Genomic DNA, 19,057 nt, shown 5'->3' with positions numbered 1-19,057 from the left:
GATGCGCTTGCCATGCGGCTATGGTATCATAGACTGCGTGTTGAACGAAACGGCGTCCATCTTCCTGCTCGCAGTTGCTGCGCTCATACCACTGCTCCTGGGCGCAGCCTGGGCATGGCAACGCTTCTACCGCGAAGACCAGTCCGACACTGCGCGCACCATCGCCAAAAACAGTGCGCTGCCCATTGCTGCAAATCTGATCAACAAGGCGATCGACTTCGGGTTTGCGGTCATCGCGCTGCGCTTCCTGGGACCGGAAGGGAATGGCGCGTATGCGTTCGTTGCCCTGATCGCCGGTCTTTATTTTCTCACAATCACAAACTGGGGCTTGAACGATCTGACAGTGCGCGAAGCCGCGCCCGACCTATCGCGCGCGCCGCGCCTCTTCAGCATCACCTTGCTGCTCCGGCTCGGCATCACAACCCTGCTGCTCCCGATTGCTGCGCTCCTCGTCGTCGGCTATTCGCTGCTCGAACGCCCGCTAAGCAGCGCCGAGATCACCGCGCTGGCGTTGCTGATGCTGCACCTGTACCCGGCGGCGCTCGCCGCCGCCTGCTCGGCGTCGTTCCAGGCATATCAGCGCATGGAAGTGACGGCGCTGGTGGTGCTGCTGACAAATGTCGTCAAAACGCTCGCAGGGGTTGGGGCGCTGCTGATCGCGCCGGATGCGCCCGCGCGGGTGGTGGCGCTGGCAGCCGTGGCGCTGGCAGCGACGGTCCTGAATGCTGTGATCTTCTATATCCTTCAACGGCGGATGCTCTTTCGCGCGCCACTGGTATGGGACTGGCCCACCGGACGTGATCTGTTGCGCGAGGGGTTTCCGCTGCTGCTGAACAGTCTGTTGCTGGCCGTCTTTTTCCGTTTCGATGTGGTGCTGCTGCGAGCGCAGGCGGGAGTTGCCGCGCTCGGTCTGTACGATGCGGCGTACAAAGTCATCAATATGACACAAATTGTGTCGCCCTATTTTGTGGCGGCGCTGTTCCCTTTGCTGGCGCGCTATGCAGTGACGGATCGCGCCGCCCTCGAGCGGATGTACCACCGCGCGCTTGGGCTGCTGCAACTCGTCGCCTGGCCCGTTGCTGTCGGCGGAACGCTCCTGGCGCCGGTCATCATTGCCGTGCTTGGCGGGCGGGCATTTCTGCCAGGCGCGGCGCTGGCGCTGGCGATCCTGATCTGGTACCTCCCGCTTTCGTATGCGAATGGGGTGACACAGTACGTGCTCATTGCTCTGCGACGCCAGCGCGCAATTACGGTAGCGTTCGTCATTGGTGCGGTGTTCAACCTGGGGATGAATCTGCTGCTCATCCCAGCGTATGGGTATCTGGCAGCCGCATCTGTGACAGTTGCCACGGAGGTGGCGCTGTTGCTACCATTTTTGCGCACCCTGCGACGTGAAGGGGCGATGCCGCCGCTCCTGCGCCTCATGTGGCGCCCGGCTCTTGCCTCGCTCATCATGGGCGCCGCCATGTGGCCCGCGCTTGTGCTCTCACCGTGGCTGGCAATTGCCGTTGGAGCGTCGGTCTACCCGGCGGCGCTCTGGGCGCTTGGCGCATTCGGTCCAGAAGAACGGGCGCTGATGCGCCGAATGCTGAGCAAAAGCGGCGTATCTTCTGGTGGGGCGCATTAATCGTACCGTCATGTTCTGATCTTGGTAGTACACGTTTCCGTGGCGTAAGGTTCTTCCATCACGATCTCCTGTGTAGTGGAGGAGCCAACGCTATGGATTACGACGATCTGCCGGATGATGCGCCAGGTGGCGATTGCCCCGATCACGGACCATATGCCGATGAAGAATGCCCGAAGTGCATGTAGTTGCCCGGTCCACCCCTTGCTGCCTGCATGGTGGCGCGTGAGCCACGAACCCGCTACCAACGCCTGCCCGAACCTCACAGGCAGGCGTTGCCGTCCATCACTTGCGATGCGCGCATTAAGGCTCAAATCCCGCCTGCTCCCGCCCATAGTCGATCACGACAGTTGCGAAGCGCGCCAGCAATGGCATGCCAATATTGGCGCGTGATGCGCGCCCCAGATCGCCTCCCCAGGTGAGCGGAGCATCAATATCGATATTCGTCAGGGTAAACGGACCCAGACGCACCTGATCGAACCGGCGACGCAACACATCGCCGCCGCCGCCGAAGCCTTCCCCCCGAACGATGCGCACATCTGCGCCATTCCTGCGCAACCCCAGACGCACCGCCAGGTCGGGACCAACGGTAATTGCAGCGTTCGAGCCGGTGTCGATCGTCGCCTGCGGGATGACCACACCATCGATGACCAGATTGCCGATTGCCGGGAAATGCTCGAAGAACGAGAGTGGCATCACGACACCAGAGGAGCCGATGGACGGAAATCCGAGATCGGGATGCGCCAGTGTCAGTGAGCGGGTCCGAAAGTCGATCCGCAGCGTCAAATGGCGCAGGACGCTATACCCGATCACCACATCCACGGCAAAGGGCAACCCGCTCAGATCGAGCGCTGGCGCATAGAGATCGCGGACGGTCAGCGCCTGGTTGCCGGGAGCATCAGCATTGCCCAGGCGCAGCCAGGGAAAGACCGCTTCGGTGAACGCAACGGTATTGGCGGCGCCCTGCCCGATGCCGCTGCCGCCGGTTGGCAGCGCAAGACGATGCACAAGCCGAGCATCCACTGCTGATGGATCGGTCCCGGTATCGATCAGCACACGCAGCGGATGCCCTCCTGGACCGGAGGCGCGACAGCACAACACGCCAAATGGCTCACAGAGCGCAACCGTTGTTGCACCCTGCGCCGGAAACTCGATCTGCGTGCGATCTTCGACCATACGATGCCTCAGAGAACAGATCGGCTCACCCGCACACAACGGATGAGCCGATAAAGCTCGCTGAAAAACCGGCGACGCGCTTATGCGACTGCTTTCTGGAAGCAGGCACGGTGATGATACGTCTTGTTGCGACGCCGACCGTCCATAACCACAACCATCTCGCGGTCGTTCATAATGCGCTCACCACAGTTTGCGCAGTTGTGATTGGTTACCCTGCCGCTCTTGTCACGCGCGGTAACGTCGGTTTTCGATTTCTTTTCTGCCATGATAACGATCTCCGTTGCCAGATGTCGAATGATGCAGGAAGTCTTTCTCTTTCGATATTATACCATACCTTGTTTCGTTGTGGCATGGTCAGGCGTGTGATAGCGCACAGATACGCGCGGATTGAAACGGCTTCTTACGGATTGGTCGATGTCCTCGATTGCAGACGAACGGCGGGCAGTGTACGGGTGGAGCGGATCATCGCCTGCGTCTGCCGGGTTGTCGTAAGAGGCGGGTAGCGACAGGTCTGAGACCCGCCCTTTCCGCGATCTGGTACAGGGTGTGATGAGAGAGCATTGAGTCAATGCACCATCCATTCGGCAATTGCACACCTTGCATCCACTGATTGCACAAAATCGTAGTATCATAAGAGTGTCGCAAGGTCACGCATCTCGCAACCCCCATGCCTGCAACGCTCGTCGTATCCATGACGGTCGCGGCGATCTGCCGCGTAGGAGGCGCCCATGAACACGGTCCGATCTGGTAATCTGACGTGGGACAAAACAAAGACGAATAACGGTCTGGTCGTGACAGTCGAGCGCAACCGACGCATTGCGGCGAGCGCGGATCGCGTGTTTGCCACGCTGTCTGATCCGCAGACGCTGGCAGGGTTGCTTCCACGAGTAAAAAAAGTTGAGGTATTGCACCGTGGCGCATCAAGTGCGCGTGTCGCCACACACATGGCAATGGGACCGTTTGCCACTATTCGATCCGAAGGCGATGTGCGCTGGAAGCAGGATCAGGAAGTCGTCTTTACGTCGCGCCACCCGGTGACCGTTGAGTCGCACTGGTCGTTCGTGCCGGAGGGGAAAGGCACCGATCTGCGTGTCAAACTGACGATTGACCTTGCGCCGATGCTCGGACCGCTGGCTGCTATGGTGCCTGCGGATCAGGTCGCCAGTATGATCGGACCAGACCTCGATCAGGCGCTGAGTGCGCTTGCCCGGCGGATCGAGGGGTCAGGGGTCAGGGGTTAGTTCCTTCTACCAGAACTTTTGAGGTTAACGTGCCTGGGGCAAACGAGGACTGTTCCGCAGGCAACGTTCCTCCGGGGGAAAGGGGCAGTGACTGAAACCTCAAAGATTGAGCAGGTTCATGCCCTCAACTCTCTCACCTTCAACCTTCCTACCTGTTCCTCGCGCCTCGTGCCTGGCTTCTTGCGCCGCCTTCCCCCTTCCACACCGGGCGCGGCACTGCCACCGGATATGGCACCGCCGCGTCCCTCCATTTATACCAACTACGATTGAAGATGCGGCATGCTTGGCATTCCGAGCGCAGCGCAGAATCTGAGCGGGTCGCGCACGACCCCTCGCGCTGCTCGGGGTGACCATGCCGGATGGTCACAGGTCATTGGTATTACCTTGTACTCGCCCCTCACACCTCTCACCTTGTGGTATGATGCATGGCGTTCCATTCCCGATGGAAAACGCTATGATCGATGTTCCTCGCATTGCTGCCGGATTGGTGTTGAGCACCGTCATCGGCGCTGTCGCTTACCGCAGACAATCGCTCGACCTCAGCGGCTGGCTTGGCGCCGTTGTCACCGGAACGTTGACCTTCGGTTTTGGCGGGTGGACGTGGGGATGCGTGCTGATTGTCTTTTTTGTGACATCCAGCGCGCTCTCTCATTTTCGGCAGGCGCAGAAGCAGCGCATCGCCGGTGAGAAGTTCGAGAAGGGTGGACGGCGCGATCTCTGGCAGGCGCTCGCCAATGGCGGCGCAGGTGCAACGCTTGCGCTGGTCTATGGACTGGCTGGCGAGCCAACTGTGCTGCTGGCGGCATATGTCGGCATCATGGCAACGGTAACCGCCGATACCTGGGCAACCGAAATTGGCGTCCTCAGCCCACATTCGCCGCGTCTGATCACCTCTGGTCGGGTCGTGCCGCCAGGCACATCGGGCGGTGTGACGATCTACGGGTTCGGCGCTTCCGCCGCAGGCGCGTTCCTGATCGGCGCTGCAACACTGGGGTTGATGGCAGTTGAGCGCGAAATCTGGCTTCCTCTGTTATTGCCGGTAGCGCTCGCCGGAGGCGTCGGCGGCAGTTTGCTCGATAGTCTGCTTGGCGCAACGGTGCAGGCAATGTATCTCTCGCCAACTGGCGAAACCGAGAAGCGCGCATCGCGCGAAGGACGCGTCTTTCCCCTGGTGCGCGGATGGCGCTGGATGAACAACGACATGGTCAACTTTCTCAGTTCGCTGGCAGGCGGCGCTGTCGCTGCCGGTATGTACGCCTGGATCGCCGGGTGAGCGCTCGTCGTTTGCGTTACACCGCCGGAACCTGCTGCGTCAGGCAGTGCCAGGCGCCAAGCCCCCACACCATATCGGTGCAGTCAATCCCCACAATCTCGCGTGTCGGAAAAAGTTCCGCCAGGATCGCTGCTGCGCGGTCGTCGTTCGGGTGGTTGAACGTGGGGAGCAGCACAACACGATTGGCAATGTAAAAGTTCGCGTAGGAAGCGGGCAGGCGCCGCCCTTCATACACAATTGCAGGTGGCATCGGCAGTGCGACGATCCGCAGCGCCCCGCCGCGGTGATCGGTCATGCGCCGCAGACGACGGAGATTTTCCTGGAGCGCGTCGTAATTCTCATCCGACGGATCGCTTTCCACCGCAGTCACAACGGTGTCGGGCGCGACAAAGCGGGTCAGGTCGTCAACGTGCCCATCGGTGTCGTCGCCTACGATCCCATCGCCAAGCCAGAGCACCGTTGAGACACCCAGATAATCGCACAATCGCTGCTCGATCTGCTCGCGGGTGAGATGCGGATTGCGATTGGGGTTGAGCAGGCAAGCCTCGGTCGTGAGCAACAGTCCTTCGCCATTGACATCGATCGAGCCGCCTTCCAACACCATGCCGCCATCGAAGCAGGGCGCCCCCAGCGCCTCCGCCATGCGCCGGGGAATCTGCCGGTCCAGATCGAAGGGCGGGTACTTGCCACCCCAGGCGTTGTACTCCCACCTGATCGCTGCCAGGGGATCGTCGCCATCGCGCACAACGAAGATCGCGCCGTGGTCACGGCACCAGGCATCGTTGGTGGGAAAATGATGAAAGTGAATGTCGCCTTCGGCGCCGACGCTGTGCAGTAATCGACACGCTTCTTCTTCCATTGCTTCGTCGTTGACGTTGATGTGAACGGTTTCGGAGCGCGCCAGCGCAGCGACCATGCGCGCATAGATCGGCAGGACGATGTGCAGTTTGCCGGGCCACGACTCCTCGTTGTGGGGCCAGGAGAGCCAGGTCGCTTGGTGTGGCGCCCACTCAGCCGGCATCCGGTATCCGAGTTGGGCTGGCGTCGGTTGGGATGTCGTCATCGTTGCTGTGTCACTCCTCATCGATATAGCGCCTGGTCATCTCGCCATACGCATCGATCCGCCGGTCGCGCAGGAAGGGCCAGTGGGTGCGCTGTTCGTCGATACGCGCCAGATCAATCGACACCACCAGCACGTCTGGACGATCAACCGCTGCCTTTGCCAGGATCGTTCCAGATGGATCGGAAACAAAACTCTGACCCCAGAACTCGATGCCACCGTCCGAGTCGCCTTCGTGCCCGGTGCGATTGACGCTGACGACGTAACACCCATTGGCAATGCCGTGGGACCGCTGGATGATTTCCCAACTCGCGTGCTGCGCTGCGCCGTATGCGTCCTTCTCTTGGGGATGCCAGCCAATCGCCGTGGGGTAAAAGAGAATATCAGCGCCGCGCAGCGCCGTGAGGCGCGCTGCTTCGGGGTACCATTGATCCCAGCAGATGAGAACGCCAGCGCGCGCATAGCGCGTTGCAAAGACCTTAAACCCCAGGTCGCCGGGGGTGAAATAGAACTTCTCGTAGTACAGCGGATCATCAGGAATGTGCATCTTGCGGTATTTGCCCAGGTAGCGACCATCAGCATCGATGACGGCGGCAGTGTTGTGATACAACCCCTCGGCGCGCTTCTCGAACAGACTGGCGATGATCACCACGCCAAGGTCGCGCGCCAGTGCGCTCAACGCCTCGGTGGACGGACCGGGGATCGGCTCCGCCAGCGCGAAATGGCGATGGTCTTCGCTCTGGCAGAAGTAGAGCGAACGAAACAGTTCCGGCAGACAGACAATCTGCGCACCGCGCGCGGCAGCCTCTCGGATGCCTTCCACGGCTGCGCCGAAGTTCCGCTGCGGATCATCGGTCATGCGCATTTGCACCAGACCAACAGCAACAAGACGCGACATTTGGTTCTCACTTTCGCGGAAGATATTCAGGGCAACCGATCACGCGCCGGGAGGCGCGCGATCTCTACGTCGTCGAGAACGACCGGGATTATACCAATGACGATTGAAGATGCCGCATGCGGGTCATGCCGCGCGCAGCGACGGGTCATGCCGCGCGCAGCGCGGAATCGAAGCGGGTCGCGCACGACCCCTCGCGCGGCTCGGGGTGACCATGCCGGATGGTCACAGGTCATTGGTATTACATCGTCTTCGAGAACATCACGGCGTTGCGCACAATCGACTTCCCCTCCAGCAACCGAAGGCTGTGCATACCATTCAACCTTGCGCTCGACAAGACTGACGATCCAGTAGACTGATTGCGCGTGCATACATCCGCTTCTTCAGGGTTCGATCCCGCTTGAGCGTGGTATCTGCCACTTCCACCCTGTCACAGAGACGCCGGTTCAAGCGTTCATACCGGTTCGATCCCGCTTGAGCGTGGTATCTGCCACTTCCACAACCAGCGCAATGTCCTGCGGGTGGTGACCGTGATACGGCGCTCGCCACAGACGACCAGAACATCCGGTTCCGGCTCGCTCACGTCAGCGGTGAATGGTTCCTGCGCATCAATATACCATTGCGCTGGCACAACCTGCGTAAGCGCGTTGCGTGTCAAATGTGCCGCAAGGTTATACGACGAATTTTTGGGCGTGCTCGTCACCAACAACCCTTCGAGAAACTCGACGGAATCATCGTCGGTGCGGATGCCGGTCTGGATTATGTGATAGCACTGCTCCAGGCTCAACCGCCAGACCGGCGCCTCTGGAATGGTCATCGCCAGCGCACGACGCCGATCGGTCTTCACGGTCATGCCTGACTCACCTGTCGAGAACGAAGCCATTCTTCACGGAGCGTCGCAATATCCTGGCGCCATGCCGCAACCAGCGGATCGGTCGCCGGGTTGCCGCCTTCGCGCGCGACGTGCCATTTGCGGAATGCCAGTTCATTCTGCGCCAGCGCCAACTGCCACGGAGTGCCGCGGCTTCCCAGTGCGCCAAACATACGATCATTCACAATTGCGGAATACTCTTCGGGCGTGACGCTGACGCCAACCTCGTCCGCCAGGTAGGTGCGGATCACTTCGCGCTCCCAGCGCGAGGTCAGCGCCAGCAACACCAGCAACGCAACGTAGAACACGCCCTGCACCAGCACATTCATAATTGCTGCCGCCGTCCACAGCGCAAAAGGCGAGACGCTCATCAACCCGCCTTCGACATCATACCCCATCACGACCAGAATGACTCCCAGAAGGAAGACGCCAACCGAATTGTTGAGTGCGTGACCGAACGTTGCCGCCAGGTATCCGGCGACCGGCGCTCCCAGCGTGGTGCAACCGCCGCCAGTTGACTGGCGCGCAAACCCGACGCCAGCGCCGCAGATGGCGCTCCAGAGCATATGCCCATTGAAACCGAGGAAGACGAAACGACCGGCGAACTGCTCGGCGAAAGGCGCGACGCCGCTTTCGGCGTACCCCTGCATCACATAAAGCGCATACTCGGCGATATTGAATCCGATCCCGACCAAAGCGCCATAGATGATACCATCACGCACATTGTCGAACTCGGCGCGCAGAAACCAGAAGAGCACCAGGATCGCCAGCCCCTTGAACGCTTCCTCAACCGGCGGCGCAACCAGCGTCGCCGCAAGCAACTGCCCGATCAATTCGGAATCGACCCCGCCGACGATCTCCAGGCTGACCGAGATGAAGCCAAAGCCAAGCGCATTGAAGATGGCAGAGAGACCGGTGCTGATAACGGCGCCCCACACCACAGCGCCGATCGCCAGCCAGAGCGACTCGCGCTCGCGCCGGTCGAGCCAGCGCAGCAGCGCCAGAAGGGGAAGCGATGCAACCGTACCGATCAGAACACCGGTCAGAAAAATGCCGACGCGAGTAACAGGTTCCAGAATCCAGAGCGCCAAATGTCCCAGGAATGCAAAGCCGAGCAGCGCCAGCATCCCCGCAACAAACAAACACCCTCCAAAGGGTCGCGCGATAGGAGACCCGACCATTGCGCGCGCAACCAGTTTCGCCGAAGCGGGCATAGACTCCTCTCACACATCCCATGTGGCATCGCCACAAAAACCTTCGGGCGCATGCGCCAGGAAGCGCTCGATAGCGGCGCGCCGGTCGCCAAGCCGGAAGGATGGACCATGACCAGGGTAGCAGATCGTGTCATCGCTCCAGGTCAGCACGATGGTACGCAACGTAACAAGAGTTGTGTGAAAATCGTCTACCGACCAGGTGCGTCCCGGTCCGCCGTCAAACAGGGTGTCGCCAACGACAGCAATCGGCGCGCCCTCCACCAGATAGCACACCATATCAGCGGTGTGACCAGGGGTGTGCCATGCCCGAATCACCGAGTCACCGACCGTCACCACATCACCGTGCGCCAGCGCGCGATCAACGGGCGCCATGCCGGCAACGCAGGGGCCGGGATGGGCGAAGACCGGCACACCGAGCCGGTTGCGCACCTCCTCGAGTGCGCCGATGTGATCGGGATGGGTATGCGTCAGCAAAATGGCAACCGGAGTCGTGTCGTCGAGCATAGCGATAAGTTCGTCCGATTCCGCGCCGGGATCGATCAGAACACTGTGGCGCGTCGTCGGGCAAACCAGTGCATAACTGTTCATGGGCCAGGGACCGACTGCTCTGCTGCGCAGTTCCATAGGCGCTCCGCTTGAGCAAAAACTGTACGCCTTTGCATCTTAGCGGATCGTGATGAGGGGTGTCAAATAGCGCCAGTTCGGGCAACGTCCGGGGCAGGCATGCATGGTCAGGAACCGCCGTCTCGCTGCGGACTGAAGCCCTGGCTGAGGACATGCAAGCCCCTGCGAGGCTGGTCTGAATGCTAGGCGTCATCCAGACATCCGGGAAAAAGCGCGATGACGGACGAGTGCGCCATCTTCGCGCGCAGCTGCTGGCGCGTGCGCCCACGGCAGTCCCGCAGGGACGCGCCTGAGCTGAGCAAGGGCGTATGAAGATCAAACGAACAAGACCGGCATTCCTGGGCGTTGCAGGCTGAAGCCCCGACTGAGATCACACAAGCCCCTCCGGGGCTTCCAGGTCTTAAGCGAGGGCTTTAGCCCGTAGCAGAACGGACTCTTGCCGTCCTTCGCCGCCAATCCGAGGGGCTTCCAGGTCTTAAGCGAGGGCTTTAGCCCGTAGCAGAACGGACTCTTGCCGTCCTTCGCCGCCAATCCGAGGGGCTTCCAGGTCTTAAGCGAGGGCTTTAGCCCGTAGCAGAACGGACTCTTGCCGTCCTTCGCCGCCAATCCGAGGGGCTTCCAGGTCTTAAGCGAGGGCTTTAGCCCGTAGCAGAACGGACTCTTGCCGTCCTTCGCCGCCAATCCGAGGGGCTTCCAGGTCTTAAGCGAGGGCTTTAGCCCGTAGCAGAACGGACTCTTGCCGTCCTTCGCCGCCAATCCGAGGGGCTTCCAGGTCTTAAGCGAGGGCTTTAGCCCGTAGCAGAACGGACTCTTGCCGTCCTTCGCCGCCAATCCGAGGGGCTTCCAGGTCTTAAGCGAGGGCTTTAGCCCGTAGCAGAACGGACTCTTGCCGTCCTTCGCCGCCAATCCGAGGGGCTTCCAGGTCTTAAGCGAGGGCTTTAGCCCGTAGCAGAACGGACTCTTGCCGTCCTTCGCCGCCAATCCGAGGGGCTTCCAGGTCTTAAGCGAGGGCTTTAGCCCGTAGCAGAACAGACTCTTGCCGTCCTTCGCCGCCAATCCGAGGGGCTTCCAGGTCTTAAGCGAGGGCTTTAGCCCGTAGCAGAACAGACTCTTGCCGTCCTTCGCCGCCAATCCGAGGGGCTTCCAGGTCTTAAGCGAGGGCTTTAGCCCGTAGCTCAGAGGACGTGCGACTCAGCAGCACGGGTCGATTGGATAACATGAGACCGCTGCGCCAGCATGCCGTCTGACCATGCATGCCTGGACCTGCAACGTTCACTATAGTTGACAGACACTTCTGCAATACGGTACACTACCCAATACGCAGCACGCCTGTCCGATGGTGTTACAGCTGCCGCGCGTTATTCAAGAGGAGAAGCACGGTGTTCGAGAGTTTGCCCGACGGTCTGGTCACCATTGCTGCATTCCTGCTCATGCTCGGGCTGCTGGTGCTGGTTCACGAGTTGGGTCATTTTCTGACAGCGGTCTGGTTCGGCATCAAAGTCGAAGAGTTTGGGTTGGGATATCCGCCGCGCGCGATGGTGCTCTTTGAGCGAAATGGCGTCAAATACACGCTCAACTGGCTGCCGATCGGCGGGTTTGTGCGCTTCGGCGGCGAAGGCGAGCAGATTTATGGCGTCGGTAGTCTTTCCGCAGCATCGCCATGGAAGAAAATTGCCGTTTTGTTCGCCGGACCATTGATGAATCTGCTGCTGGCATTCCTGATCTTCAGCGGCATCTTTATGGCGCGTGGCGTTCCTGAGGCATTCAATGGCGCGCGCATCGATGTCGTCTACCCGGCGACCCCAGCCGAACGCGCCGGGTTGCAGAGCGGCGATCTGCTGGTGTCGCTCAACGGGCGCACACTCGACACCGACCTGAGCGTCATTCGCCTGATTGCGGCAGAGAACCGGGGGCGCACGATTGAGGCGGTCGTGGAGCGCGATGGGGCGCGCGTGGTGCTGATGATCACTCCCGGTCCCTGGCAACGTGACGGCGTTGCGTTTGAGAATGGGTTCGGCTTCGCCTATACGCCCAACATTCAGATCGTTCCGGCAACGCCGCTCAAGGCGCTCAACGCCGGTTTTTCCTATACGTTCGACATTCTGGGGCGGTTCATCGCTGGCATTGGTCAGATGCTCGGCAGCCTGTTGGGAATCACCGAAGCGCCACAGGGCGGGGTCGCCGGCGTCGTCGGCATTGCCCGCGGCACCGGAGAGGTCATTCAGCGCGATGGCTGGCTCGGCTTCTGGCAGTGGACGGCGCTCATCAGTCTCAATCTGTTCCTGATCAACCTGTTGCCCATCCCGGCGCTCGATGGCAGCCATATTCTCTTTTCGCTGATCGAGATCGCGCGTGGCGGTAAGAAGATCCCGCCTGAACGCGAGGCGATGGTCCATGCTATTGGCTTCATGATGCTCATGGGGCTGATGGTGGTCATTACCGTCTCCGATGTAGCAAACTGGATCGGCGGCAATCCGGTGTTGGGTGGCGGATAGTTCCATCACGTCTGAAATATGCCTGGTCCGCGATTACCAATCATCCGCGCCAGCGAGATTGGCGAATATGTCTACTGCGCGCGCGCCTGGTGGCTGCGCCGGGTCGCCGGGCTTGAACCGGAAGAACGCGCACGGCGTGAGTATGGCACAACACTGCATCACCGCCATGCACGATCTGTTGCCCTGAGTCGCCTGTTCGCCATCATCGCCGCGCTCCTTGGCACGCTTGCGCTGGCGCTCCTGATCGGCGGATGGATGGCGGGTTGACCTGTGGCGATCACCGTCGGACTTGCTCTGCTTCTGTTGGCACTGGTCGCGCTGATCGGCGCCCTTCGCCTGCGCGCCTCCGCCGGTCTTCCATGGGCGCCGGTGGTGTACCGCGATACCGACGCCCAATCGCCGGAGCGACCGTTGATTGCACGGCGGATCGGACTGGTCGGAAAGCCTGATTACCTGATCCAGAAACGTGGACGCCTCATCCCCGTGGAAGTCAAGCCGGGGCGGAACGCAACGCGCCCGTATGAGTCCGATCTGATGCAACTGGCGGCGTATTGCCTGTTGCTTGAAGAAACCACCGGCGTTGCTCCGCCCTATGGGTTGCTGTGCTATGCGGATCGAACGTTTCGGCTGTCGTACACGGCGCAGGTGCGCCAGGAGACGCTGGCGCTGATTGAGGAAATGCGCGCAGCGCTTGACAACGAATGTGATCGGAGTCACGATGATCCGGCACGCTGTCTGGGATGCGGATTCTTCTCGATGTGTGATCAGGCACTGCGCCGATGATGGTGATCACGTGCACCATGGTGGCTGAACAGATCGACGAGCGACTATCCGGCGCTCTGACCAACGAGGCGCTGGCAGCATGGGCTTTCGACCGCTTCTATGATGTAGAACTCGGTCTGGCGCGCTTCGAGGAGGGCGCCGCAGCGCGCATCGCCGATGTGCTCGATGCGCTCATGTTCAGCGACTACGAGGCGTTTCGTCTCAATGAAGAGGAGTTGCGCAGGCTGGCTGCGCTGCTAAGGATGCCATGAAGATTCGAACCCATCCACGGATAGGCGCCATCTGTGTTGGCGATGAGGTGTATTCATACCGCTATCATCTGTTTGCGCGCGTCGAAGCGGTCTTTCCGGCAGCAGTGTGCGTCAAAATTGCAGCCATTGGCGGCGTGCATCCGCTGGAATTAACCCTCATCCCCCAACTCTGGCGCGCCGACGATATTGAAAATCTGAGTGTGTGCCGCTACTGTGGCGGACGCAGCGATCTCTCCCTTGAGCGCGAGACAGGCATTCCATTTCGCGTATGCGCACACTGCCGTATCGTTCCACCGCAAGAGCATCGGTACGTCCAGTGGCGCTGGTGGTAGATCATCCTTCCGGGTTGATCAGCGGCTTTGGATAGACCCTGCCATATGGCTCTCCCCACCATTCCGCAAGTGAGCGACCTTCAACCAGGATCTGCACCCCGCTGACACGCGGCAGCGTAGTCAGCGATTCGACCAGCGTGCGCACTGCCGCGTTGCGATCCGACGCTTCGGCGAATCGGGCGCTGAAATCGACCCGCGCGACTCCCTGGTTGATGCTGATGGCGCGAAGTTCGGTTCCCGGCGGAATGGTGCGCTGCACAGCGTACTCGTAGATTCCCGGTCCCTCGATGAGCGCGCGCACCGTTCCCTCTGCCACCTGGCGCGTCTTTGGCACCATGCGAATGATGCGGATTGTGTGATACCCATCGTTCGCCAGGTAATACGTCGGTAGAAACTCGGTGGCAGCATAATCCACCGGCAGGTTGTTCGGGTTCAACGGGTTGACGACCGGGCGCCCGATTGGACCGCTCCCATCGATGCCGATGTTCCTGCCGTTGACCTGGAACTGCACCCGGCTGATCGTCTCGAAGTGGGTCAGGGTCAGGACGATTGAGTGCAATCCGCGCGGATCGCCGTTCAGGTGCGGCGGGCGGTCAAAGTTGACTGTGGCAAGCCCGTTGTTGATGGCAATGCTCAAGAGGCGCGCCTGCGGATCGATCAAACGCTCAAGCCCATTGCGAGGACCCTCGATCAAGGCGTTGATAGCGGCAGTGGCTACTTTGCGATCTTCAACCGGAACGAGCCGCTGGACAGGAACGAAGAGTGTGCCGGTCGCATCACCGAAGTAGAGCCACAATCGTTGCTGCTGAACCGTCGGCGCCGCCGGCGGCGCAGGCGTTCGCGGCATTGCTGGCGGCACGGCAGTCGGCGGTTGCGGAGGTGCGGTCGGCGCTGTCGTTGGCGGCGGCGCTGCGGTTGCCGTGAGAGTCGGAGACGCCGGCGCCGGTTGACCTGTTGGGGAAGGTGTTGCCGGTGCAGCGACCGTTGGCGATGGTGTTGCCGTCGCGTTGTCGGTTGGCGAAGGCGCGACACCGGCAGTACCGGTCGGTTGCGTCGGCAGCGCCGTTGGCACGATAATCACCGGTTCCTGAGTTGGCGACGGGTTCGGTTGCGGCGAGGGCGTACTGGTTGGCAACGCAGTGGGAGTGGGAGGCGGCGGCGTCGCCGTTGCCGATGGAGAGGGGAGCGGCGCCGGGGTTGCGGTCGCCGTCTCCGGCGGCGCCACGGTTATCGGCGAAGGTGCGCCTGTGACCGGCGCAGTCCCGGTCAGCGCCTGCCATCCCGCAATAGCGTACACAAGCACGATTAGCGCCAGCATGCCCAGCATCAAGGCATAGATCGCGCGGTCGCGCGGCGACAGCGTGCGTAGCCAGCCACGCAATCCGCCGGGCGCTGTCGTGGTCGCACCGGATGAACTGACCGTTGCCGGGATTGAGGGGAGGGTTAAACCCATGTATAATGGGCACTGAACATGATTGCGAGAAAGGCAGAATGCGCTCTGATCAACAGGTATATCGACCGGCTCGCCGCTGACATAACAGCGATGCTCCGGCGTCGGCGACGAAAACCGGATGGCGCGATTCTGTTTCAGACCAAGATACGGGCAATACCCCGGACCAGTTGGCGTTGGCTCGCTCATAGCGCGCCGGATCTCCTTGAACGTTGAGCGCTACGACATTCAGGCGTATTATAGGAGCGGGCAAGAAGAGAAGCAAAGCCCTGGCATTACCGAAACCTTACAGCCAGATTGCAGCTTGCTTCAACCTCAGACTGCACCAGAGCGTCCAACGTGGTATGATATGCAATATATGTGCGGTCAGCCTGCTCAGGCGGTTGTAAGGACGTGCCAGGACGTATGCGCATCCTGATCCTTTCGGATATTCACTCGAACATTGTGGCGCTCGAAACGGTGTTGTCTGCTGCCAAACCATACGATACCGTCTGGAATCTGGGAGATACCATCGGATACGGTCCGCGTCCCAACGAATGCGTGGCAACGATCCGCACTGAAGCAAGTATGATGCTCGCAGGCAATCACGATCTTGCCTGCCTCGGATTGTTGGACCTGAGCGACTTCAACCCGGACGCGCGCGCCGCCAATGTCTGGAATGGCGATCAGTTGACGGACGATCATCGGATGTTGCTGGAAGAACTCGAACCGATCCAACCGATCAACGAACGCTTTCTGGCGGCTCACGGCAGCCCGCGTGAACCGGTATGGGAGTATTTACTGACGCGCTATCAGGCGCTCGATAACTTTCGTCGCTTTGCACAGCAAGTCTGCCTGATCGGTCACTCGCACGTGCCGCTGGTCTTCCGCCTGACACCCGACGGACGCTGTGAAGGACCATCGTCGCCGGACGACGGCGCGAGGCTGACATTGGAAGATGGATTCCGGTATATTATCAATCCTGGCAGCATCGGCCAGCCGCGCAATCAGGATCCGCGCGCTGCGTTTGCAATCTTCGACACCGCTATCGATACGATCACGTTTCATCGCGTTGCTTATGACATTGCGCTGACGCAGCGCCAGATGCGCGACGCACAACTGCCCGAGGCGCTCATTGCCCGACTGGAGTATGGAATCTGATGACAATCATTGAGACATACATCCAGAAACATCCGCGATCCCAGGCATTATTCGGTCAAGCGCAGGCATTGTTCCCCAGCGGCGTCACCCACGATGGGCGTTACGTGACACCCTTTCCGTTGTACGTCGAACAGTGCGCCGGCGCCCATAAATGGGATGCCGACGAAAACCGGTTGATCGATTACTGGATGGGGCATGGGGCGCTGTTGCTCGGTCACGGGCATCCGGCAATCGTCGCTGCGGTGCAACGCCAGATGGAGCGCGGGACGCACTACGGCGCCGAACACGAACTCAGCCTGCAATGGGCGCAACTGGTGAAGCGCCTGGTTCCCGGCATCGAACGGTTGCGTTTCACCGCATCCGGCACCGAAGCGACGATGATGGCGCTGCGTCTGGCGCGCGCCTTTACCGGCAAACCGGTCGTTCTTCGCTTCACCGGGCACTACCACGGCTGGCACGATCTTCTGGCGCATGATACGAACGATGCCAGCGCGCCCGCCGGATTGTACGACGGCATGCTTGGATCAACCGTCGTTGCGCCGACCGATCTTGATTATGTCGAGCAGGCGCTGCGCAGCCGCACCGATATTGCTGCCGTTATCCTCGAACCAACCGGCGCATCGTATGGCGCTATCCCGTTGCCGCATGGCTTCCTGCGCGATCTGCGGCAACTGACCTGGCGGTACGGTGTGCTGCTGATCTGCGATGAGATCGTCACCGGCTTTCGGGTGGCGCCCGGCGGCGCGCAGCAACGCGCAGGGGTTACCGCCGATCTGACGACCCTGGCGAAGATTCTGGCAGGCGGGCTGCCCGGTGGCGCCGTCGGCGGGCGCGCCGACATTCTCAGGCATCTGGCGTTCGGCGATGCGGAATGGAACCAGGTGCGCAAAATCCGGCACTTCGGTACCTTTAACGCCGCACCACTCTCCGCAGCCGCGGGGACGGCGATGCTCGGCATCGTGGCAAACGATGCGCCAGGGGCGCATGCCGCTACGCTGGGAGAGCGACTCATCACCGGAATGAACGCCGAACTACGTCGGCGGCGACTCGCGGGTTGGGCGGTCTATGGCGATGCTTCGATCTTCCATATCGTCGCCGGATGCTCGGTCGGCTTCCCGCCGGGCGAACTCGATCCGACAGCGCCGCCGGACGAACTGAAGCGCGGCGGCGATCCGCGCCTTGTGCAACTGCTGCGCCTGGGCATGATCAACCACGGCGTCGACCTCATGCGCGGGCGAAGCGGCTTTGTCTCGGCTGCCCACACGCCGGGCGACATCGACGCAACCATTGCAGCGTTTGCGACCACGCTTGACGAGATGGTGACAAACAACGTATGGTCCATCTGTAGTGGTGTCAGAACATGAACGATCTTCCTTTGTTTCGATTACCTAAGCCGATTGAAGACACATTTCGATCTGACGCAGAGATCGTTGTATTCAATGGAGATGTCAGTGATTTTATCAAGCAGATTCCCGATAATTCCATAACTCTCATTGTCACTTCGCCGCCTTATAATCTAGGTAAGGCATATGAAAACCGTATTTCTATCGAGAATTACCTGAGATCACAGTCTCAGTTAATAAATCAACTATATCGAATCCTCAAGAATGATGGGAGCATTTGCTGGCAGGTGGGAAACTTCGTCGAAGATGGAGAAGTATACCCGCTGGATATTCTTTACTACCCTATTTTCAAAGAAATTGGCATGAATTTGAGAAACAGAATTATCTGGAGATTTGGACATGGATTACATGCCTCCAAACGATTTTCAGGGCGGTACGAAACCATCTTATGGTTCACCAAATCAGACAAGTACATCTTCAATCTCGACTCCGTCCGTGTTCCATCAAAGTACCCCGGAAAACGGCACTTTAAGGGTCCAAATAAAGGAAAGCCTTCGGGAAACCCTCTTGGCAAAAATCCATCTGACATATGGGAGGTTCTGGCGCAAGACTGGGAGGAAGAGGTTTGGGATATTCCGAATGTAAAGTCCAATCACCCGGAGAAAACCGTACACCCCTGTCAGTTTCCTATCGAACTCATCGAACGGTGCGTTCTTGCACTTACGAATGAAGGTGACTGGGTTTTCGATCCATACATGGGTGTCGGCTCGTCTCTTATCGCTGCCCTCATGCATAATCGACGCGCAGTAGGTTGCGAAAAAGACGCTGATTATGCAGAGCTGGCTCGTCAGAGGATACGAGACTACTATAATGGCACGCTTCGTTATCGCCCCATCGGAAAACCGGTGTATCAACCGACAGGAAACGAGAAGGTATCTCAAATACCGGAAGAGTGGATAGAGCAATCTCAGGAGCGTCTGCTTGAAACCCGAGGAGATTACGAGTGATCATAGCAGCAGTATACTATTTCAAAGGTTCTCAGAATACATTTTGGACATATAAGAACGAACTTGCAGAAGTTGGGGAAATCATCAGGAGTGTTGATAGCGCTCAGTATAAAACAAAACAGAGCCAAAAAAAAAAAAAAAAAAAAAACAATGCTTGGTATAATGCTCTATAATCCTGCCTCCTTGAACGATGCCTTCAAAGAGGCTTTCACCCGCAGGAAATAGGAAACAAAAAGAGTATCTTGTGAATACTCTAGCAAGCACTATTTACCGTACTT

21 protein-coding genes are annotated in these 19,057 nt (G+C 59.8%); 11 read left to right on the top strand and 10 right to left on the bottom strand.

Annotation, left to right across the window (positions count from 1 at the left end):
• The first annotated feature begins 37 nt into the window (after positions 1 to 37).
• A complete protein-coding gene (locus RCAS_RS09380) occupies positions 38 to 1,627 on the top strand; it encodes a flippase (protein ID WP_012120344.1) in 1,590 nt (529 codons plus the stop codon).
• Positions 1,628 to 1,927: 300 nt separating this feature from the next.
• Here the strand turns inward: RCAS_RS09380 and RCAS_RS09375 are convergent, their stop codons facing one another.
• Positions 1,928 to 2,800, bottom strand: a complete 873-nt coding sequence (locus RCAS_RS09375; protein WP_012120343.1) for an aspartyl protease family protein — start codon at positions 2,798 to 2,800, stop codon at positions 1,928 to 1,930.
• Positions 2,801 to 2,880: 80 nt separating this feature from the next.
• Complete coding sequence (locus RCAS_RS09370; RefSeq protein WP_012120342.1) at positions 2,881 to 3,066, bottom strand: hypothetical protein; 186 nt, start codon at positions 3,064 to 3,066, stop codon at positions 2,881 to 2,883.
• A gap of 462 nt (positions 3,067 to 3,528) precedes the next feature.
• Here RCAS_RS09370 and RCAS_RS09365 point away from each other — a divergent pair, with 462 nt between their 5' ends.
• A complete protein-coding gene (locus tag RCAS_RS09365; RefSeq protein ID WP_012120341.1) occupies positions 3,529 to 4,041 on the top strand; it encodes an SRPBCC family protein in 513 nt (170 codons plus the stop codon).
• A 454-nt stretch (positions 4,042 to 4,495) separates the two neighbouring features.
• Positions 4,496 to 5,314, top strand: coding sequence for a DUF92 domain-containing protein (locus RCAS_RS09360; protein ID WP_041330510.1), 819 nt, complete (start codon positions 4,496 to 4,498; stop codon positions 5,312 to 5,314).
• A gap of 16 nt (positions 5,315 to 5,330) precedes the next feature.
• On the opposite strand, the gene RCAS_RS09355 is transcribed toward RCAS_RS09360, so the two are convergent.
• The 7 genes from RCAS_RS09355 to RCAS_RS09325 all read right to left on the bottom strand — a co-directional run bounded on the left by RCAS_RS09355 (position 5,331) and on the right by RCAS_RS09325 (position 11,109).
• Complete coding sequence (locus tag RCAS_RS09355; protein ID WP_012120339.1) at positions 5,331 to 6,377, bottom strand: agmatine deiminase family protein; 1,047 nt, start codon at positions 6,375 to 6,377, stop codon at positions 5,331 to 5,333.
• A gap of 10 nt (positions 6,378 to 6,387) precedes the next feature.
• Positions 6,388 to 7,272, bottom strand: a complete 885-nt coding sequence (locus RCAS_RS09350; protein WP_012120338.1) for a carbon-nitrogen hydrolase — start codon at positions 7,270 to 7,272, stop codon at positions 6,388 to 6,390.
• 26 nt (positions 7,273 to 7,298) lie between these two features.
• Positions 7,299 to 7,640: a hypothetical protein gene (locus tag RCAS_RS25595; RefSeq protein WP_041330508.1), complete on the bottom strand. Its 342-nt coding sequence runs from the start codon at positions 7,638 to 7,640 to the stop codon at positions 7,299 to 7,301.
• Between the two features lie 83 nt (positions 7,641 to 7,723).
• On the bottom strand, positions 7,724 to 8,122 hold the full coding sequence (locus RCAS_RS09340) for a Uma2 family endonuclease (protein WP_012120337.1): 399 nt from the start codon (positions 8,120 to 8,122) through the stop codon (positions 7,724 to 7,726).
• A complete protein-coding gene (locus RCAS_RS09335) occupies positions 8,119 to 9,354 on the bottom strand; it encodes a PrsW family intramembrane metalloprotease (RefSeq protein ID WP_012120336.1) in 1,236 nt (411 codons plus the stop codon). The genes RCAS_RS09340 and RCAS_RS09335 overlap by 4 nt, the downstream gene beginning before the upstream one ends.
• Positions 9,355 to 9,363: 9 nt before the next feature.
• A complete protein-coding gene (locus RCAS_RS09330; RefSeq protein ID WP_012120335.1) occupies positions 9,364 to 9,978 on the bottom strand; it encodes an MBL fold metallo-hydrolase in 615 nt (204 codons plus the stop codon).
• Between the two features lie 315 nt (positions 9,979 to 10,293).
• Positions 10,294 to 11,109, bottom strand: coding sequence for a hypothetical protein (locus RCAS_RS09325; protein WP_041330504.1), 816 nt, complete (start codon positions 11,107 to 11,109; stop codon positions 10,294 to 10,296).
• Between the two features lie 248 nt (positions 11,110 to 11,357).
• On the opposite strand from RCAS_RS09325, the gene RCAS_RS09320 reads away from it, so the two are divergent.
• From RCAS_RS09320 to RCAS_RS09300, 5 genes are read left to right on the top strand one after another with little or no spacing between them, the layout of a single operon-like run.
• On the top strand, positions 11,358 to 12,473 hold the full coding sequence (locus tag RCAS_RS09320; RefSeq protein WP_012120334.1) for a M50 family metallopeptidase: 1,116 nt from the start codon (positions 11,358 to 11,360) through the stop codon (positions 12,471 to 12,473).
• Positions 12,474 to 12,491: 18 nt separating this feature from the next.
• The gene (locus tag RCAS_RS09315; protein WP_012120333.1) at positions 12,492 to 12,740 is read left to right on the top strand and encodes a PD-(D/E)XK nuclease family protein; all 249 of its coding nucleotides are present in this window, start codon (positions 12,492 to 12,494) and stop codon (positions 12,738 to 12,740) included.
• A 3-nt stretch (positions 12,741 to 12,743) separates the two neighbouring features.
• On the top strand, positions 12,744 to 13,256 hold the full coding sequence (cas4, locus tag RCAS_RS09310) for a CRISPR-associated protein Cas4 (protein ID WP_012120332.1): 513 nt from the start codon (positions 12,744 to 12,746) through the stop codon (positions 13,254 to 13,256).
• A complete protein-coding gene (locus RCAS_RS09305; RefSeq protein ID WP_157042599.1) occupies positions 13,253 to 13,507 on the top strand; it encodes a hypothetical protein in 255 nt (84 codons plus the stop codon). Before cas4 ends, RCAS_RS09305 begins: the two co-directional genes overlap by 4 nt.
• Complete coding sequence (locus RCAS_RS09300) at positions 13,504 to 13,839, top strand: hypothetical protein (protein ID WP_012120330.1); 336 nt, start codon at positions 13,504 to 13,506, stop codon at positions 13,837 to 13,839. Before RCAS_RS09305 ends, RCAS_RS09300 begins: the two co-directional genes overlap by 4 nt.
• Position 13,840: 1 nt before the next feature.
• Here the strand turns inward: RCAS_RS09300 and RCAS_RS09295 are convergent, their stop codons facing one another.
• Entirely contained in the window at positions 13,841 to 15,478 is a 1,638-nt protein-coding gene (locus RCAS_RS09295) for a GerMN domain-containing protein (RefSeq protein WP_012120329.1), read from the bottom strand.
• Positions 15,479 to 15,694: 216 nt separating this feature from the next.
• On the opposite strand from RCAS_RS09295, the gene RCAS_RS09290 reads away from it, so the two are divergent.
• The 3 genes from RCAS_RS09290 to RCAS_RS23895 are packed head-to-tail and all read left to right on the top strand — an operon-like array spanning position 15,695 to position 18,779.
• A complete protein-coding gene (locus tag RCAS_RS09290; RefSeq protein ID WP_012120328.1) occupies positions 15,695 to 16,429 on the top strand; it encodes a metallophosphoesterase family protein in 735 nt (244 codons plus the stop codon).
• The gene (locus RCAS_RS09285; protein WP_012120327.1) at positions 16,429 to 17,793 is read left to right on the top strand and encodes an aspartate aminotransferase family protein; all 1,365 of its coding nucleotides are present in this window, start codon (positions 16,429 to 16,431) and stop codon (positions 17,791 to 17,793) included. Before RCAS_RS09290 ends, RCAS_RS09285 begins: the two co-directional genes overlap by 1 nt.
• Positions 17,790 to 18,779, top strand: coding sequence for a DNA-methyltransferase (locus tag RCAS_RS23895; RefSeq protein ID WP_012120326.1), 990 nt, complete (start codon positions 17,790 to 17,792; stop codon positions 18,777 to 18,779). Before RCAS_RS09285 ends, RCAS_RS23895 begins: the two co-directional genes overlap by 4 nt.
• Positions 18,780 to 19,057: the final 278 nt, after the last annotated feature.

The sequence above is a fragment of the Roseiflexus castenholzii DSM 13941 genome (assembly GCF_000017805.1).
Lineage (GTDB): Bacteria > Chloroflexota > Chloroflexia > Chloroflexales > Roseiflexaceae > Roseiflexus > Roseiflexus castenholzii.
The sequence above is the reverse complement of the archived record's forward strand: the minus strand, read 5'-3'. Positions and strand labels throughout refer to the sequence as shown.

Excerpts from the sequence above, each read along its gene's own strand:
- RCAS_RS09330 (WP_012120335.1), bottom strand. The coding sequence starts at position 9,978 with ATGGAACTGCGCAGCAGAGCAGTCGGTCCCTGGCCCATGAACAGTTAT.
- RCAS_RS23895 (WP_012120326.1), top strand. The coding sequence starts at position 17,790 with ATGAACGATCTTCCTTTGTTTCGATTACCTAAGCCGATTGAAGACACA.
- RCAS_RS09355 (WP_012120339.1), bottom strand. The coding sequence starts at position 6,377 with ATGACGACATCCCAACCGACGCCAGCCCAACTCGGATACCGGATGCCG.
- RCAS_RS09360 (WP_041330510.1), top strand. The coding sequence starts at position 4,496 with ATGATCGATGTTCCTCGCATTGCTGCCGGATTGGTGTTGAGCACCGTC.
- RCAS_RS09375 (WP_012120343.1), bottom strand. The coding sequence starts at position 2,800 with ATGGTCGAAGATCGCACGCAGATCGAGTTTCCGGCGCAGGGTGCAACA.
- RCAS_RS25595 (WP_041330508.1), bottom strand. The coding sequence starts at position 7,640 with ATGCACGCGCAATCAGTCTACTGGATCGTCAGTCTTGTCGAGCGCAAG.
- RCAS_RS09335 (WP_012120336.1), bottom strand. The coding sequence starts at position 9,354 with ATGCCCGCTTCGGCGAAACTGGTTGCGCGCGCAATGGTCGGGTCTCCT.
- RCAS_RS09305 (WP_157042599.1), top strand. The coding sequence starts at position 13,253 with ATGATGGTGATCACGTGCACCATGGTGGCTGAACAGATCGACGAGCGA.
- RCAS_RS09285 (WP_012120327.1), top strand. The coding sequence starts at position 16,429 with ATGACAATCATTGAGACATACATCCAGAAACATCCGCGATCCCAGGCA.
- RCAS_RS09365 (WP_012120341.1), top strand. The coding sequence starts at position 3,529 with ATGAACACGGTCCGATCTGGTAATCTGACGTGGGACAAAACAAAGACG.
- RCAS_RS09350 (WP_012120338.1), bottom strand. The coding sequence starts at position 7,272 with ATGTCGCGTCTTGTTGCTGTTGGTCTGGTGCAAATGCGCATGACCGAT.
- RCAS_RS09295 (WP_012120329.1), bottom strand. The coding sequence starts at position 15,478 with ATGAGCGAGCCAACGCCAACTGGTCCGGGGTATTGCCCGTATCTTGGT.
- RCAS_RS09315 (WP_012120333.1), top strand. The coding sequence starts at position 12,492 with ATGCCTGGTCCGCGATTACCAATCATCCGCGCCAGCGAGATTGGCGAA.
- RCAS_RS09370 (WP_012120342.1), bottom strand. The coding sequence starts at position 3,066 with ATGGCAGAAAAGAAATCGAAAACCGACGTTACCGCGCGTGACAAGAGC.
- RCAS_RS09300 (WP_012120330.1), top strand. The coding sequence starts at position 13,504 with ATGAAGATTCGAACCCATCCACGGATAGGCGCCATCTGTGTTGGCGAT.
- RCAS_RS09290 (WP_012120328.1), top strand. The coding sequence starts at position 15,695 with ATGCGCATCCTGATCCTTTCGGATATTCACTCGAACATTGTGGCGCTC.
- RCAS_RS09340 (WP_012120337.1), bottom strand. The coding sequence starts at position 8,122 with ATGACCGTGAAGACCGATCGGCGTCGTGCGCTGGCGATGACCATTCCA.